The sequence below is a fragment of the Streptomyces caniscabiei genome (assembly GCF_014930365.1).
Lineage (GTDB): Bacteria > Actinomycetota > Actinomycetes > Streptomycetales > Streptomycetaceae > Streptomyces > Streptomyces caniscabiei.
Map to the genome: position 1 here is coordinate 15,605 of NZ_JABXWI010000008.1, position 16,054 is coordinate 31,658.

15 protein-coding genes and 2 pseudogenes are annotated in these 16,054 nt (G+C 65.3%); 6 read left to right on the plus strand and 11 right to left on the minus strand.

The features are described from left to right. Window positions 1-38 precede the first annotated feature (38 nt). From HW837_RS22325 to HW837_RS22335, 3 genes are all read right to left on the minus strand, one after another. Window positions 39-365, minus strand: a complete 327-nt coding sequence (locus HW837_RS22325; RefSeq protein ID WP_193380128.1) for a putative quinol monooxygenase — start codon at window positions 363-365, stop codon at window positions 39-41. 89 nt (window positions 366-454) lie between these two features. Continuing rightward, a complete protein-coding gene (locus HW837_RS22330) occupies window positions 455-1,210 on the minus strand; it encodes an SDR family oxidoreductase (protein WP_193380129.1) in 756 nt (251 codons plus the stop codon). After that, window positions 1,207-2,334, minus strand: coding sequence for an alcohol dehydrogenase catalytic domain-containing protein (locus tag HW837_RS22335; RefSeq protein WP_193380130.1), 1,128 nt, complete (start codon window positions 2,332-2,334; stop codon window positions 1,207-1,209). Before HW837_RS22335 ends, HW837_RS22330 begins: the two co-directional genes overlap by 4 nt. 1,159 nt (window positions 2,335-3,493) lie before the next feature. On the opposite strand from HW837_RS22335, the gene HW837_RS22340 reads away from it, so the two are divergent. From HW837_RS22340 to HW837_RS22355, 4 genes are read left to right on the plus strand one after another with little or no spacing between them, the layout of a single operon-like run. Beyond that, entirely contained in the window at window positions 3,494-4,630 is a 1,137-nt protein-coding gene (locus HW837_RS22340) for an LLM class flavin-dependent oxidoreductase (protein WP_196789225.1), read from the plus strand. A gap of 38 nt (window positions 4,631-4,668) precedes the next feature. After that, window positions 4,669-4,959 carry a putative quinol monooxygenase gene (locus HW837_RS22345; RefSeq protein ID WP_193380132.1) on the plus strand — a complete coding sequence of 97 codons (291 nt, stop codon included), beginning with the start codon at window positions 4,669-4,671 and terminating at the stop codon, window positions 4,957-4,959. Between the two features lie 21 nt (window positions 4,960-4,980). Continuing rightward, window positions 4,981-5,670: a flavin reductase family protein gene (locus tag HW837_RS22350; protein ID WP_237270298.1), complete on the plus strand. Its 690-nt coding sequence runs from the start codon at window positions 4,981-4,983 to the stop codon at window positions 5,668-5,670. A 7-nt stretch (window positions 5,671-5,677) separates the two neighbouring features. Beyond that, window positions 5,678-6,493 carry a maleylpyruvate isomerase N-terminal domain-containing protein gene (locus HW837_RS22355; RefSeq protein WP_193380133.1) on the plus strand — a complete coding sequence of 272 codons (816 nt, stop codon included), beginning with the start codon at window positions 5,678-5,680 and terminating at the stop codon, window positions 6,491-6,493. 61 nt (window positions 6,494-6,554) lie between these two features. On the opposite strand, the pseudogene HW837_RS22360 reads toward HW837_RS22355, so the two are convergent. After that, a pseudogene (locus tag HW837_RS22360) lies at window positions 6,555-7,185 on the minus strand (transposase family protein); the annotation flags it as partial. Between the two features lie 308 nt (window positions 7,186-7,493). Here HW837_RS22360 and HW837_RS22365 point away from each other — a divergent pair. After that, window positions 7,494-8,627, plus strand: coding sequence for an AraC family transcriptional regulator (locus HW837_RS22365; RefSeq protein WP_193380134.1), 1,134 nt, complete (start codon window positions 7,494-7,496; stop codon window positions 8,625-8,627). 224 nt (window positions 8,628-8,851) lie between these two features. Here the strand turns inward: HW837_RS22365 and HW837_RS50375 are convergent. Then, window positions 8,852-9,269, minus strand: a pseudogene (locus HW837_RS50375) (transposase family protein); the annotation flags it as partial. A 104-nt stretch (window positions 9,270-9,373) separates the two neighbouring features. Here HW837_RS50375 and HW837_RS22370 point away from each other — a divergent pair. Further along, complete coding sequence (locus tag HW837_RS22370) at window positions 9,374-9,805, plus strand: CocE/NonD family hydrolase (protein WP_313895571.1); 432 nt, start codon at window positions 9,374-9,376, stop codon at window positions 9,803-9,805. A 457-nt stretch (window positions 9,806-10,262) separates the two neighbouring features. On the opposite strand, the gene HW837_RS22375 is transcribed toward HW837_RS22370, so the two are convergent. The 6 genes from HW837_RS22375 to HW837_RS22400 form a co-directional block, all read right to left on the minus strand. Beyond that, a complete protein-coding gene (locus tag HW837_RS22375) occupies window positions 10,263-11,018 on the minus strand; it encodes an SDR family oxidoreductase (protein ID WP_193380136.1) in 756 nt (251 codons plus the stop codon). A gap of 177 nt (window positions 11,019-11,195) precedes the next feature. Beyond that, a complete protein-coding gene (locus tag HW837_RS22380; RefSeq protein WP_237270299.1) occupies window positions 11,196-12,104 on the minus strand; it encodes an alpha/beta fold hydrolase in 909 nt (302 codons plus the stop codon). Continuing rightward, the gene (locus HW837_RS22385; protein WP_193380137.1) at window positions 12,088-12,495 is read right to left on the minus strand and encodes a hypothetical protein; all 408 of its coding nucleotides are present in this window, start codon (window positions 12,493-12,495) and stop codon (window positions 12,088-12,090) included. Before HW837_RS22385 ends, HW837_RS22380 begins: the two co-directional genes overlap by 17 nt. Beyond that, window positions 12,492-13,316 (minus strand): N-acyl homoserine lactonase family protein, encoded by an 825-nt coding sequence (locus tag HW837_RS22390; protein WP_193380138.1) that lies wholly within the window; start codon window positions 13,314-13,316, stop codon window positions 12,492-12,494. The genes HW837_RS22385 and HW837_RS22390 overlap by 4 nt, the downstream gene beginning before the upstream one ends. A 757-nt stretch (window positions 13,317-14,073) precedes the next feature. Then, entirely contained in the window at window positions 14,074-14,778 is a 705-nt protein-coding gene (locus tag HW837_RS22395) for a GntR family transcriptional regulator (RefSeq protein ID WP_055632769.1), read from the minus strand. Between the two features lie 288 nt (window positions 14,779-15,066). Continuing rightward, on the minus strand, window positions 15,067-15,486 hold the full coding sequence (locus HW837_RS22400) for a carboxymuconolactone decarboxylase family protein (protein ID WP_193380139.1): 420 nt from the start codon (window positions 15,484-15,486) through the stop codon (window positions 15,067-15,069). Window positions 15,487-16,054: the final 568 nt, after the last annotated feature.

Consider the following 16,054-nt stretch of genomic DNA (forward strand, 5'->3'; position numbering starts at 1 on the left):
GTTCTTGGAGGTTCGCGCTGTGCGGGTGGCCGCGCCGGTCACGGGCGTTCTCCCGTGCCCGCGTAGACCCGTACGGTGCGGGCTGCGAGCCGCGGAATGATCTCGGTCTTGCCAATGGTCTCGAAGTGCTCGGACTTCAGGTGGGCGTCGAAGCCGGCGGCGTCCACGTACCGCTCCAGGACGACCACGTGGGCCGGATCTTCCGCGTCGCGGAAGAACTCGTAGCTGATGTTGGCCGGTTCGGTCCGGCTTGCCGCGGCGAGGCGTGCGAGGTGTCCGAGCACCACTTCCTCGGTGCCTTCCCGCAGCCGGTAGTCGGCGATGACCTGGAATCGTGCGACCTGCTGGGCGTCGATGCCCATCATGGCGTTCTCCCCTGGCAGTCTTCTGTGTTTGTTGTCCGTGCGATCAAGGCGCCTGCCAAGCCCGGACGACTCGACGGGCACGGTCGAGGTCAGCGGCCCCAGATGGAGGTACCACCGTCGACGGTGAGCACGCTGCCCACCACGAACCCGGACTCTTCGGACGCCAACCAGACGATGGCGTCCGCGATCTCCTCGGGCTCCGCCATCCGGCCGACAGGAGCACGGCCGTCGAGCGAGGCCCGCAGGCTCTCCGGGTCCGGCGACTCGGCGAGCATCTTGGCGAAGTAAGGCGAGTTGACGGTGCCGGGCGCCACGGCGTTCACCCGAATGCCCTGGCCGATGTGGTCCACCGCCATGGCCCGGGTCAGGGACGCGATGGCCCCCTTCGACGCCACGTAGGCGGCGCGGTCGGCGATGCCCTGGGCCGCCGTGTACGAGGCGACGTTGACGATGCGGCCGCCGGTCTTGGCGAGCTCGGGGATGGCGTACTTCGAGCACAGGAAGACACCCTTGGCGTTGACCGTCATCACACGGTCCCAGTCGGCTTCCTCGATGGTCTCGACGGTGCCCCGGAACCCGAAGCCGGCGTTGTTGACCAGGACGTCGATCCTGCCGAAAGACTGCACCACGGTGCTGATCAGCGCCGCGACCCGGGCACTGTCGCTGACGTCCACAGACGCCGCCTTGCCGGGCGTTTTCAGCTCGGCGACGGTCCGGGCGGCCGCGCCCTCGTCGAGGTCGGCTGCGACGACCGTCCAGCCGCGCTCGGCGAACCGTAGCGCGGTAGCGCGGCCGATGCCGCTGCCCGCACCGGTGACGATGACGACCTGTCCTTGTGCACTCATGCCGGCTCTTGCTCCTTCGCGAGGTCGATGATCTGGCGCAGGACCGATCCCGCGTGGAGGTCGTCCATCGCCCTGTTGATGTCGGTAAGGGCAATGTGGCCCGTGATCAGCTTGTCCAGCGGCAGCCGGCCTTCGAGGTACAGCGCGGCATAGCGCCTGATGTCCTCGGCGGGGTCGCCGGAGCCGAGGTACGAGCCGATCAGTGAGCGCGCCTCGGTGACGAGGGAGAGCGGCGAGATGGTCAGCTGCGTCGAAGGGTGCGGCAGGCCGACCGTGACGGTCCGGCCGCCCGGACGGGTCAGGGCGATCGCCGTCTCCAGCGCGCGTACGTTGCCGGTGCACTCGACGACGAGGTCGTATCGTGCGTCGGCGGCGACCGCGTCCTGCGGGGTGAGCGAGCGCGTCGCACCGAAACCCCCGGCCCGGGTGAGCTTTGCAGGCAGGACATCGACCGCGAGGACCGCTGACGGCTCGACGCTGGCGGCGACCATCATGGCGGCGAATCCGACACCGCCCAGACCGACTACCGCGACCGACTCCCCGGGCTTCAGTCCGCCGGCGTTGAGCACCGCGCCGCCGCCGGTCAGCACCGCGCATCCGAGCACGGCGGCGACGTCGGCCGGCACCTCGGGCGGAACGACCACGAGCGAGGCGACGTCGACGATGGCGCGGGTCGCGAACGCCGACACGCCGCCGTGATGGTCGATGCGCCCGCCGCGCCAGCGCAGCCGTCGCCCGCCGCCCAGCATTTCACCGCGCGCGTTGGCGGCGCTCCCGCGCGAGCACAGGGCCCATCCCGGGCTGGTGCACGCCTCGCAGGTACCGCAGATCGGGAGGAAGGTCATGACGACGCGGTCACCGATCGCGACGCCGTCCGTGTCGGGCCCGCAGCGCACGACGGTGCCGCTGCCCTCGTGGCCGAGCAGCATCGGCACGACGACCTCACGGTTGCCGTTGACGCGGGAAAGGTCCGAGTGGCAGACGCCCGCCGCCTCCATGCGGACCTCGACCTCGCCCGGTCCGGGCTCGTCGAGTTCGAGCACGTCCACCGTGATCGGGGTCGACTTCGACCACGGCTCGGCGTCACCCACCCGTTCGAGGACTGCGCCTCTGATCCGTGTCATTGCGGACCATCTCCCTTCACCTTCGTGCTGTGTACATGTCGGTTCGCGGACGGATGCGCCGAGGGCTTCGCCGGGTGCGTCCGCTGCCTCTCCGTGATGCGTCATTCCGCGGCGTCAAGGCCGGACGACGGCTCTTGGGTCACGGGGGTCAGGGGCAGGCGCCGCTTCAAACGGAGTGGGTGGGCAGCCGGAGGCTCTGGACGAGCTTTCGACCCCCGGCAGGCCATATGACCGTAATACCGTCACAGGCAATGTCAAGAGACCGGGATGGATCCCGTCAAGGATTGACATCGAGCGAGGCCAGCGTGGGACTGCGCGGCCGCACCAGGGAGGCGCGACAGGGATGCTCTGAGCCCTCTGGAGCGAATCCGTATTAGGGCAGAGGTGTTGGCCGCCTCCCTCTAAACCGCCCCGGGCAGGGCTCAGCCCGGACGCGCTGAGGGGCGTCGCAGCCTTCGGCGGACAGGACGCCGAGGCTGCGCAACCGGAATGCGAAACTCCGCTAGGGTCCCCATATGCAGCAGGGGGCGGGGGCGCGGGGCCGGGGCGGCTGGGTGCCGGTCAGCTGTGTGAGGAAGTAGCGGCTTCGGCTTCTGGCTCGTCTGGCGCCGGGCGAGTTCACGCAGGGCGGTGGCCGAGGCGTTGCGGACGTGTGAACCCGCTGTCCACCCACGAGCGCCTCCCTTCATCGAGGCTGAGTGTATGACTGTAATACGCTCAATGGTGAGGTTGTGAGGTTGACCCCTGCCACCTTCGCCAGGTAGCGGGCGCAGCGTCGGGTTCGTCCTCCGCTACGCAGTGCTCAACAGGACGGGTCGTGCAGCTCCCGTCTCCGGGGGCGATCTTGCCGGCCGAGCCTGTGCCGCCGCACCGCAGGACCACTCCGACGCTGTGCTCAGACCAGCACAGAAGAGATCATGTCGGTTCGGTCCCTGGGTACACCGGGCACCGCGTTCTGTGTCCGCACTGCGTTCTCCAACGAAGGCTTTACGACTGAACCAGATGTGCCTGTACCGCTAGATCGGGTCTCTGGCGGACGGACATCGGCGTTATTTTTCGGATAGTGATAGCGGCCGCAGATGGCTACCTTGTGACAGCCAGGTAGCCCAGCCGTTTCGGCTGGTACTCATCACTACGTGACCGGAGTAATTCCGTGACCATGCCCGTGCATCAGCAGGACACCTTCGGCGTCGGAGAAGTTGATGTCGCCACGACACCCATGATGAACGACCAGAAGTTCAAGCTCGGGGTTTTCGCATTCAACTGCAGCGGCGGCATCGTCAACAGCCACGCCCCCACATCCTTCCGCGTCACCTGGGAGCAGCAGAAGAGAATCGCTCAGCTCGCCGACAGGAGTGGCTTCGAAGCGATCGTTCCCATCGCGCGGTGGCGAGGCTTCGGTGGCGAGACGAACTTCAACGGCGTGTGCTACGAGACCTTTACGTGGGCGGCTGGCCTTGCAGAGGCCACGGAGAACATCCACGTCTTTACCACGTGTCACCTGCCGACCGTGCATCCCATCGCGGCGGCCAAGATGGCCACCACCATCGACCACATCTCCAACGGCCGTTACGGCATCAACTTGGTCATGGGCTGGTTCACCCCGGAAATGGAGATGTTCGGCAAGAAGCAGCTGGAACACGACGACAGGTACGCGTTCGGTAGCGAGTGGGTCGAGTTCGCCGAAGAGTTGTGGACCAAGGATGGCTCATTCGACTTCGACGGTAAGTATTTCCAGTCCAAGGGCGTCGAGGCATACCCGAAGCCACTGTCGAAGCCCCGCCCCGTACTGCTCAACGCCGGCACGTCACGCGCCGCACTGGAGTTCAACGCCAAGCATGTCGACGTCAACTTCACCGCTCTCGACACCCGCGAGAGCATGAAGGAGTACTCCGACATGATCAAAGCCCGCGCGAAGAACAGGTACCAGCGCGACATCCAGGTGATGACCATGGCGCTGGTGGTGTGCCGCGACACCGAAGCGGAAGCCAAGGCGGCGCACCAGAAGATCCTTGACCAGGGGGACTGGCCGGGCGCGCGCAACATCATGAGCGTTCTCGGGATCGAGAGCCAGTCGTCGAACGCGCAGATCGAGAGGATGCAGGAGCGGTTCATCGCAGGCTGGGGTGGAATCAACCTGGTCGGCACGCCCGAACAGGTTGTCGAGCAGTTCCAGCGGCTCTCCGATGCCGGAATGGACGGCGCCTTGATCGGATTCCTGGACTACGCCGAGGAACTCGAGTACTTCAACGAGAAGGTCATGCCCCTAATGCGTGCTGCCGGCCTCAGGCACTGATCGAACGGCCGTGCATCGTCTCCGGAAAGGGAGGAAACGTGACCTTCACGGTTGTTGCTCGATACACCGTCACCGATGGGCACACTGACCGGCTCCTGGAGCTGCTGCGGCAGGTACGGGAAGAGACTCTGAAAGAGCCTGGTTGCATCTCGTACGAACCGCATCGATCGGCCGACGATGAAAGTGTCTTCTTCATCGTCGAGAGGTACCAGGAAGCAGCTGACTTCGATCACCACTTCTCCACACCTCACGTGAAGGACATCGTGCTCGGGCAGATTGTTCCTCTGTTGTCGGATCGAGTGGTCACCAAAGGACCGCCCATCTTCTGACCTTCGGGCAGAAACGTGGCCATGGTCCTCTTCGGTACACCGCTGAAATCTCGCGGTCTTTGCAATCGAATTGTGCCGCCGATGCCGTCGGCTCTGGCGGCGCAATCCATCCCCACGGATTTCCCCAGTTACTTGGAAAGTGATGGGAGCATCATGTCCATATCATCGGACACCATGACAGAGACTCCTCGCGTCGAAGAACCTCTCAGTCCGCGGAATCTGCGCAGAACTCTGGGGCTGTTCTGCTCAGGTCTGACCGTCATATCCGCCGCCGACGAAACCGGTCCGATCGGCTTCACCTGCCAGTCGTTCGCCTCGCTCTCTCTCGATCCGGCGCTGGTGAGCTTCAATCCCGCACGTACCTCGACGACCTGGCCGCGCATCCGTGCCGTGGGCAACTTCTGCGTCAACGTCCTGGCGACGAACCAGGAAGAGATCTCGAACGCCTTCGCCAAGTCCGGCGCCGACAAGTTCGCGGGTGTGCACTGGTCGCCCGCGCCATCCGGCGCCCCCATCCTGGACGGCGCCATCGCGTGGGCCGACTGCACCGTGTGGGCCGAGTACGACGGTGGCGACCACACGATCGTCGCCGCGGAGATACGGGCGCTGGGCTCCGATGCGACGCAGCACCCGCTCGTATTCTTCGGCGGCAAGTACGGACTTCCTGGGCCTGCGGGCAACGTCTCCACTGTCACCGGCAAGGAAAGGTGAGTAGAACTTGACCAGGGAAGCAGCTCAGGAGTTCCCCGCCCTGCGGCGCGACGTAGAGCGCGTCATCGCGACGCTGACTCGCGAAGAGTGGATGATGGACTCGGCCTGTGCCGGGTGGCGGATCCGTGACGTGGTGGCCCACATGGCTGCGAACGCTCATCAGGCCATCGATCCCATCCCCGAACCCGAGGGCGCGCCGCCGCTCCCATCGAACCGTGAACGACAGCACGATGTGCGTGTCGACCGGCGACGGAACCGTTCGATCGAGGAGATTCTTGACGAGTTCCACTCCTATGTCCCGCTGTTCGAGCAGAAGCTGCTCGCCCAGCAGGAAGAGCCTCAAGCGTCGGTTCCCGTGACGATCCCGACTTTGGGAACCTATCCAACGCACGCCCTGGCCAACGCCCAGGTGTTCGACTACTTCTGTCATCTGCGGCACGACATCCTGCGGCCCTACGGGCCTGTCGACCCCGCCCTGGCGGCTCGGGCCCTCGAGCCGGTGAGTCACGCCGCACTGTACGCGGCGGTGCAGTGGATGATGTGGGGGCTGCCGCAGATGCAGGGCTCGTTGCTCGACGAGACGGTGACGGCGCCCGTGACTTTCGAGTTCACTGGCGCCGGGGCGAGTGTGTGGACGGTAAGCCGGCGCACGGACGGGGGCCTGAGCACTGGCGAGGGTGACTTCGGAGCAGTGCGCGTGATTTCGGACGCGAGTGCGTTCGTGGCGTGGGGGACAACTCGGCGTCCTTGGGTGGACCACTGCAAGATCGACGGCCCGCAAGAGCTGGCTGTTCCACTGCTCGATGCACTGGACATAGTCTGACCCGTTGTTCCGACAGCTGCGATGGAACAGCGAGGGCTTTCAGCCTCGGCGCTCCAGGGGTGAGGACGGCTGCGACGATTGCCGTACTCGATTCGGGCTGCATCGGGCTGCATCGGGCCTTGCGGAAGCTCCGCCATGACTTCAGTCGTGCTACGGCGCGTTCGACCGGTGCCCGTGCAGCGGAGAGCGCGCAAGCGTGAGGTCGCGGCTGGGCAGACGTCTAAGCGGTGACGTCACACATGGGCCGGCTCCCATGTAGGCGCGGTCGGCCAGGACGGGGATGCTCTGGTGTTCGCAGATCCGGATGACGCGGCAGGTGTGGGCCGCGGTCAGAACGTGCGCGCGGCCGGGCAGTGTGGGTGAGATCCACAGCAGCCGGACCATCAGGATCGGTCACCAGCTGCACGTTCACTCTGCGCCGGCGGTGCTTGTAGGAGTAATCGGCCCGGCTGTCGTCGCTCCTGTCGCACTCCGCCAGCGTGCCCTCGAGCAGGACGTAGTCGGGTCCGCTTCGCGCAGGGCGCGTAGCAGGCCGGGAGGGTGTCGTGCCGACGCAGGTACACCAAGCCGACGAGCGCACGTTGGTGAGGCGGGAGTCTGCAGCGGCGGTGACCCTCGCGGGTGACGATGAGCATCGTGACCCACTCGACCAGCGCATGAGGCAGAACGAGTGCGGCAGGATGGGGAACCAACGCGGCTCCTGTGCCTGTGGGTTGAGACTTCGAACACCTCCCCCAACGGCACAGGAGCCTCGTGCGTCGCACACACCACCGGCGTCCCCCGATCAATGGCCAGGCTGAAAAAGCTCAGTGAGTCCGTGCCGGACGACAGGGTGCCGCGACGGGCGGCAGGTAAATGTGAGATCCGCTATCGGTAGATGAATTCGCGGAACGGATAGTCGCGACGTTCTGTGGATAGTGACACCCGCCCGTACTTGCTCTAGTGTCTTGCGCAAGCCTAGGCCATACGGTTTCCCATGATGGCGGGTGGAGGTGGCGAAGTGATCACAGGTTTGAGCGGCGATACTCGAGGCCGCTCCGGAGCAGAATCCAAGCGTGGGCAGCGAGGTGCGAAAGATCTTCTTCGCAGCTCTGAGCCCGCCAATCCGGCACCGGGGCACCTCCTTTCGCACACCCCTGATCGATCTTCTCGGCAGCCGGATGCGCAACTGCGGCCCGACACCCTGAGGACCAGGGACTTCGACGAGGCTCATGACGTGATTGCGTCCGTTTACGTGCCTCATGAACTGAAGTCTCACGACGGGAAACGGCTGGACTTCAAGTTTCATCTTCTGCGGTCTCAGCAACTACTCATCGGGCACCTCGGTTACGGGGCGGACGCCGAGTTGCTGGTCCCGCAGATGCTGCAGAACTACCACCTCAACCTGACCATGCAAGGCAGGAGCATGGTGACACAGGCTGGTCGGCGTGTGGTGACGACGGGGATGTGCCAGGGGGTGATGGTCCGGCCGTTCGATGACTTCACCGTCCGCTGGAGCCCTGATGCTCTGCAGTACGCCGTCCTGCTGTCGAGCAAGGCGGTCGAGGAACATCTGGGAGTGTTGCTGAACCATCCTGTGGAGGGGCCGATCGATTTTTCGCTCGGCTTTGACATGACTACAGGAGCCGGACAGGGCCTGGTCTCAGCGGTCCGCTTTCTGCGTTCCGAACTCGCCCGGCCTGGAGGCGTCGCTGAGTTTCCGCTTGCTCTGAGGCAGTTGGAGTCATTCGTGCTGACGCAACTGCTGTTGGCTGTGCCGCACAGCTATAGTGACGAGCTCTGCACGCCGACGAAGCCAGCGCAACGCAACAGGATCAAGGACGTCATCGATCTTGTCGATTCGCAACCTGAGTCAGACCTGTCCATCGCGCGTCTAGCCGAGGTCGCAGGTGTCAGCGCGAAGTCGCTGCAAGTGGGATTTCGTGAGGCCACGGGAATTACACCGATGGCATACGTTCGAAAAGTCCGTCTCGAGCGAGTCCGAAATGAATTGATCTCCCTGGCGGGTCGGCGTTCCATTACCGACATCGCCACACATTGGGGATTCCTGCACCTAGGCCGATTCTCCTCATATTACCGGCAGCAATATGGTGAGACTCCCACGGAGACCGTCCGAAAGGCATTGCGTGGCTGACCGAGCCGCTGACTTTCCTGGTGATCTGGCGGGAATTCCGGCCGAGTGCCGCCACAGGTGGGCTGGCCGGCGCGGTATCGGCGAGCGCGTTGGTCGGACCGGCCGCGGTGGACGGTCGACGCGGTCTACCGCAGGTGCGCGGTCCGAGCACCTGACCCACGGGAAGCGTGTTGCAGAAGGCCGTGATTTTGTAGGTCAAAGCCCGGCCACGGCTGTTCTGATAACGAGGCGAGGGTGAGATTGCGCGTGCGAGCGACGGCCTGGACCGCGTGGTGGAGGCCGTCGCCGGGCTGTCGGTAGTCTCGGAGGATCTTGTAGTTCTTCAGTTGGCCGATTGCATGCTAGACCCGCGCACGGACCCGCCGATGTTCCGCGTTGTCGGCTTCCTTACCAGCCAGCAGGGCCCGGCCGGGTCGTTAGCGGTGTGGGACGACCAGGCCGGTGTTGATGTAGGGCGCCGTCGCCGAGGACGGTGATGTCCTGGCACTGGTCCGCCAGACCAGAGTGGGGCGTTAGATCGGCTCATGCGCGAGGAGGGGCCGGGAGCCGCTGAATCACCCTGGACACCGAGGCCGACGAGACCCCGAACGGCGGCGCGAGCGGCTCCCGCACCACCTTCAGCAACCGCTCGAACTGCTTCATCCGCAGCCCCGTGAACGTCTCCACCCACCACGGATCAGCCCTCAACACACCACGCGCATACACAGGAAAAGCCCTGAACACGGCCTTCTGCAAGACGCTTTGGCGTGAGGGCACTGGACCGCCAGCATCTGGGCTCGCCTCTTCGGGGTGCGGGCGAACGCCGTCTCGGGTTGGCGCGAGCACGACTACGCGCTGGTCGTCCTGGACGCCCGGGTACCGCCCGCTCGAAGAGCGATATGGCCTCCCAGGACACAGCGGCTGGTCCGGACGTGTACGACACCGTCGAGTCGATCGCCGCCCAAAAGTGGTCGACGGGCAAGGTCGCGATGGTGGCCAACTCCCAGCTCGCCATGGTGCAGTGGCCGGCCACCGCCCAACGTCCGCCGTATCTGACGGCCATCGACCCGTGGGAGGGGTTGACCGACGTCTATCGTGACGTCGTCGTGCGCGGCGGCATCCCCGACACGGTGTTCCACACGGGCACATCATTGCTTTCCCCTACGGAACCGGCCGGTTCGACGACCTCGCCGAGATGATGCGTCACCACCCCAAGGAGAACGCCTGCTGGCCCGACTAGGGGACCGACCTGTCTGCTGTGGCGATTTCGGCGTATGTGGTGGCGAAGTGCCTGGGGTGCACACCACCCAGAGTGGGGCGACATCGCGACCCGGAGAATATCGAGTACCGCAGGCGCTTCTACGACCGCTACCTCAAAGCTGATGCCTATGGCCGGGACTCCACCCCACGCGTCCGGTACTCCATTCTGGACCCGTGCGGAGAAGACGACACCAACCTGACTGCCAACACCTGACCGTCACCTGTCCCGCCACCACGCCTCCGGAGGGCGGTCGAGACGGGCGGCAGCTGCACAACCGACGGCCGGTCCGTAACCCCTCACCTTTGATCGGCGGCGAACTCGCTCTGCGTCGTGTCGACAACAGTGACGTGGGACCGGGATTCGAACGCGAGACGTGCTCCGCGGGCAAGGAGGGGTCAGCGCCCCCAAATGGATGTGCCGCCGTCGACGGTGAGCACGGTGCCGACGGCGAAGCGCGACTCGGAGCTGGCGAGCCAGGCGATGGCCTCGGCGATCTCCTCCGGCTCGGCCATGCGGCCGATCGGCGCGCGACCGTCGAGTGAGGCTCGCAGCTGCTCCGGGTTGTCGGACTCGGCGAGCATCCTGGCGAAGTACGGCGAGTTCACGGTCCCCGGTGCGACCGCGTTGACGCGGACGCCCTGGCCGATGTGGTCGACGGCCATGGCCCTGGTCAGGGCCGCGATCGCGCCCTTGGAGGCGACGTAGGCGGCACGGTCGGGGATGCCGACCTGGGCGGTGTACGAGGTGACGTTCACGATGGCGCCTGATGTCTTGACCAGTTCAGGAAGTGCGTACTTCGAGCAGAGGAAGACGCTCTTGGTATTGACGGCCATCAATCGATCCCAATCGGCTTCGGAGATCGTCTCCACCGTGCCGCGGAACCCGAACCCGGCGTTGTTGACCAGGATGTCGAGCCGCCCGAACGCCTCGACCGTCGCGGCGACCATCTTCTGCACGTCAGCGGAACTACTGACGTCGGTGCAGGTTGCCACGGCCCGCTTTCCGGCCAGGCCGGCCGTTTCCTCGGCTGCCGCCAGGTTCTTGTCCGCAGCAGTCAGCGAGGCACCGAGTGCGGCCAGCCGCAGTGCCGTGGCCCGGCCGATGCCGCTGCCGGCGCCAGTGACGATCGCGGTCTTTCCGTGGAAATCCATGGATGCTCCTCAGGCAAAGGTGTTTGATGTGGCCCAGGGCGCGGCCCGCGTGGAGTCCATCCACGGCCCCCGCTAATTGGTGCCGTACCGCCGAATGTCCTCGGCAGGGGAGCCCGCGGAGAGCTGATCGCTCATCGGTGACCAGGGCCGGTGGGGTTGCCACACCGCATGTGTCGATCATGTTCCTGCTGCGGTTGCCGGGTTCTCGGGGGGAGCCGTAGCGGTGTCGGCTTCGCTGATCTCATCGAGGGCCGGCAGGAGGTATTCGCGAAACAGCGGGTAGTTCTCCGCCATCGGGAAATGCCCGATACCTGCCATCCGCCCGCCACGGGCACCGCTGATCCTGCTGATGGCCTCTTGGGTTTCGTCGGCCGTGCAGGCATGGTCGTACTCACCGGTGAACAGGTAGACGGGGCACCGCTTCGTGTCGAACTCCTCTGTCTTCTCCGTCAGGTCCAGGTCCTCGGAGTAGAAGTAGGTGTCGCCCCGGTAGATGCCCGGGCCGCCTTGGCTGTAGATCCACCACACCTCCCGGCGCCATTCCTCCGGGCTCGACGGAGCCATCAGGCTGTAGGTCCAACTCGGCACGGACTGCTGGGCGTTGACGTCCGGGCGCAGCGACCAGTCCTGGAACCGACCGTGCACCTTGAGCGCACCGGACAGGCCGATCACGGCACGCCAGCGGTCGGGGGTGCGCCGGGCGAGTTCCAGCACGATCGAGCCGGCCATCGAGCACCCAAGGACGATGGGGGAGCGTAGTTCGAGCGCGTCGGCGAAAGCATGGATGATCTGGAGGTAGGAGTCCGTCGTCAGCAGGTACTCCTCGCGCCACCAGCCGTCGGGAGGTAGGGAGCGGCCGTGCCATGGAAGGTCGAAGGCGATCACGCGATATTGCGAGGTCAGCTCTCGGTCATTGATCATTTGCCGGAACTGCCGTGAGTCGGCGCCGGCCGTGTGCAGGCACAGCAGCACCGGGCCTGAGCCCGCTTCTTCGAAATAAATACGGTAGCGCACACCGCCTGCAGTGAGATGGACGTAACGTCCGACCGCCTCTTCCAGGACGACCGGTTCACTGGATTTCGACATTCTTCCCCAATTCCACCAGGCGTGTGATGACCCGCAGATTACGAATGAGTGTGAGCCGGCCCTTGCGTAGTTCGATCCCCTGAGATTGCTTGAGCAGAGCCAGAAGATCGTGCCGGAGCGGACGGGGCGGGCCGTGGAACAGCTCGGTCCATGTGTGGAGATCCGCACGCAGGGTCAGGGTTTCTCCGTCGGATTCTTCGCTGTCGCCGAGAGCCAGAGTTCCCGCTCGGTAGCTCAGCTTGACTTCTCGACCGTCACTCACGACAAGCTCGATCACGAAATTGCTGAACCTGCCCGTGTGGCACAACTCGGGGTCTTTCCAAGAGTGTTCGATCCATTGCCCGATCCATGATTCATCGGGAAAATTCGCGGTGCCCGATGTGGTCATCATTCCTCCTTGGATCCGATAACGGCGGCGTGTTCCCCCAGATTGCCCCGCTGGGGGCGGAATCGCTGGAGTGTCGAGGCGTCGTGGCCCGTCACCAAGTGGCGCACTCCAGACGCCTGGAGGTCACGCACGGTCTGGAGTCCGCTGTACGTGTCGAGAAGGCTGGTCAGCGAGACGAAGGGCATGTCCCGCTCCACCTCCTCGTAGAAGTGCACCGCGTCGGACGCGAGCAGCGTCGGCCCCTCTGAGGTCTCCACCAGTACGGCCAGCTGCCCTGGGGTATGCCCGCTGATTTCCAAGAGGGTGATCCCGGGCGCGGGCGAGTATCCGTTCTCCACGAAGATCATGCGGCCCGTTTTCGCGGCAGCAACGAGGTGATCGATCTCCGCTGTTTCGGTGAATTGCCGAAGAAGGGTCTTGTCGGAGACGTCGGAGGTCCAGAAGTCGTATTCACGCCGGGACATGAAGACGGTACTGTTCGGCAGGGAGCCGAGATTGCCGATGTGATCGTAGTGTGCGTGGGTGACGATGACGTCGTTCTGGGCCTCCGGGTCAATGCCCAGGGACCGCATCGCTGTGACGGGGTCCACACACATCGTGCGCTCCCTCTTTCGGCCCGCCTCGCTGTTGAATCCGGTGTCGACGATGAATGTCCGGTTGGGGCCGCGGACCACCCAGAAGAAATAGTCGACGGTCATGGGTCCGTCGGATAGGCCGTAGAACTGGTAATTGAGGAAGACGTCGCTGCGCAGGGTTTCTCTGGTGCCATAGCGAACAATGGTCACCTCGTAGAGGTCTTCAGGAACAGTCTTTTTGTTGCTCATCTCTTCTCCGTGAAGTCACGTCAGGAAGTCTCCGTCAGTCATTCGCCAAGAACGATCGCCACGAGGGTCGGCGAAGGTATCGAGCCCGGCGACGATCGCGCACGCGATGTGGTCCCGGAGTGCTGAGCCGCCTCAGTGGCCGACTGCCGGGGACGCCTCAAGAGGCGTAGAACGATGGTGACGCCGCACGATGCCGGGCGCACACCCAGGAAGGAGTACGAGCCCGGTCACTGCCGTCGCCGTCCGGAGCCTTCGGACGCCCAGTGAACTGAGCAGAGCCACCGGAGGAGCGAGTGGGGGAGCACAGCCGGCCCGCGGTCGTCACGAGGAACGTGACGACCGCGAAGTCGGACCACCCCATGAAGCTACCGACGCCGACCGCGACGGTGACCCTGGCTCCATGCCCGGCAAGCGGTCGGCAAGGACTCGTCGGCACTGCTGTGTCCACTATGGCCACGGGAATGTCGATGCCCCTCGGATGGAGCTGGCCAGCTGCTGTGGTCGGCCTCGTCGAGGGCGGGGTGACTGCGTCCTTCTCTTCACCAACCTGGGTGAGATTACGATATTACGGTCAGACGCTATGGGCAAGCATATGATGCGTCTATTGTTCCGGGCGGTGCACATCCCGGTGGTCTTTGGAGGTGGCGCGCGCACGGCGCCGGGCTCCTGTCCGTCCGGCGTTGATGGGCCGACGTGACGTGTGATGCGCAGAATGCGTCGTTGATGGTCAGGGACGTGGTGAAGCTGGCCTTTGTGATCAGGCCTCGGCGGCCTGCCTGGCTTCGCGTGCGGAGCGCATGGCGGCGGCGGCCGCTTCCACGTGCTCCAGGCAACGGATCCGGGCCAGTTCCGGGTCCCGGCGCACGACGGTGGCTTCCACGATGCCCTCGAGTTCCCGCAGTGTGTGGGAGAGGCGGCCCGCGGCCTGCAACGACAGCGTGCGCAGCATGCGGATCTGGGTGTGGAGGGTGCGCAGGCTCGTACCGATGACACCATTGCCCGACCCTTCGATCAGGGCGTCGTAGAAGCTGTCCTTCACCTCCAGCAACTCGGCGAGCGAGCCGTCGGCGAGCGCCGAACGCACCTGATCCAAAGCGCGTAGGAGCTGCTCCCGCTGGGCGGGGGTGGCTCGCTCGGCGAACAGCTGGCCGGCCAGGCCCTCGAGGGCCCCGCGCACCTCGTACAGCGAGTCGGCCTCCTTGTCGGAGAGCACCCGCACCACAGGACCCCGGTTCGCCACGAGCTCGACCAAACCCTCGGCCTCGAGATGCCGAAGGGCCTCACGGATCACCGTCCGGCTCACGCCGTAGCGCGCGCACAAGACTTTCTCCACCAGCCGCTCGCCCGGTTGGAACTGCTCCCCGGAGATCGCGTCGCGAAGTCGTTCGATCACCTGCTGACGCAAAGGGGCAGCCATCCTGGGAACGGCATCGACGGTCGCATCTGCAGCCTCAGTCGTCATGCTCCTGATAATACGGTAAGACTCGACGTACTCGGATTGAGGTCCGGCATCGCGGGCATCGCGAGTTCGCGGGGCTCGAGGACGGGGGCATGATTCGGCGCTGTGGGCAGCAGTGGTGTCCACGGCTAGGTCATGAAGAAGTTGTTTGCCCGCTGACCGATGCGGCGGGCAGGCTGCGGTCCACGCGGATGCACGCTCTGCCGCCGCCGGGCGGCGTGGCCCCAGTTGGTGACGGAGCCGTGCCTTGGCCCCGGAGCGACGAGGGGGACCAAGACACGCAACGCGAGGTCAGTTGGAGCCGGAACCGCCCTCGTGCACCTTGACGGTGGGCTCCAGGCCATCGGCCCCCACTACCTCGCGCCATGCGTCGAAGCCTGCCTGGAAGGCGACGATGCCGGCCTCCGGCAGGGAGATCTCGATGGCTTCGAGGATCTCTCCCGGACTCAGTCCGAGGTCCAGGGCGACGCGGATGTGGGTCTGGATGTGACCCTTTGAGGCCCGCATCACGGTGAGGCTGACGATGAAGATGAGTTCCTTGGTCGCGCGGTCCAGCTTCCGCTGCTTGAGATACGCGCTGGACACCAGGTTGTTGGCCGCTGTCAGGACGTCGAAGTCCTGCTTGGCCATCACCTTGTGGTAGTCCAGCACGTAACCGCGCGCGCGAGCCATTTCGTCGATGTACGCCTGAGCCTCGACCTCGGTGGCCATGCGGCTCTCCCTTCGTTGTGTGGATGGATGTTTGCCGATGTGGTGCGGGCGGCGCCTACGCGCAGCGCAGTTCGGCGCCGACACTGCGTTCAACGCACGGGTGGGTGACGTGACGCAGGGGGCATCCTGGGCCGCTTCGCCCCTGCCTGCGGGTTCGGGCGCTCCTATGGATTCGGACACGGAGTGGCCCGCGCGTGCGATGTCGCCGGCCGTGAGCGCGCGGCCATGATGCTCGCGCCGAGGAACGGGACCCGGCCCGCAACGCGCGTCTGCCCACCCGTCATGTGCTGGATCTCCTCGCGACGCGGGCGGCAGGCACGCGGGCGACTCCTGGAACCCCTGAGTTCGTGCCCCTCGCTGTGTCCGCGGGGAGGCGACCCGTCATTCGGAGGGAAGGTTCCGCCCTGCCAGAGGACAGTAATACGGTAATACGGGTCAGGCAAGTGCGCGCTCGCTGCTGTGCGGGCGGCGGATGTCGGGCGCCGGTTGGAAAGAGCCAGGCGAGGTGATCTGCCGTGCTTGGCTCCGGCTCTCCTTGTGAAGCCGGACGTGCGCTCATCTGCAGACC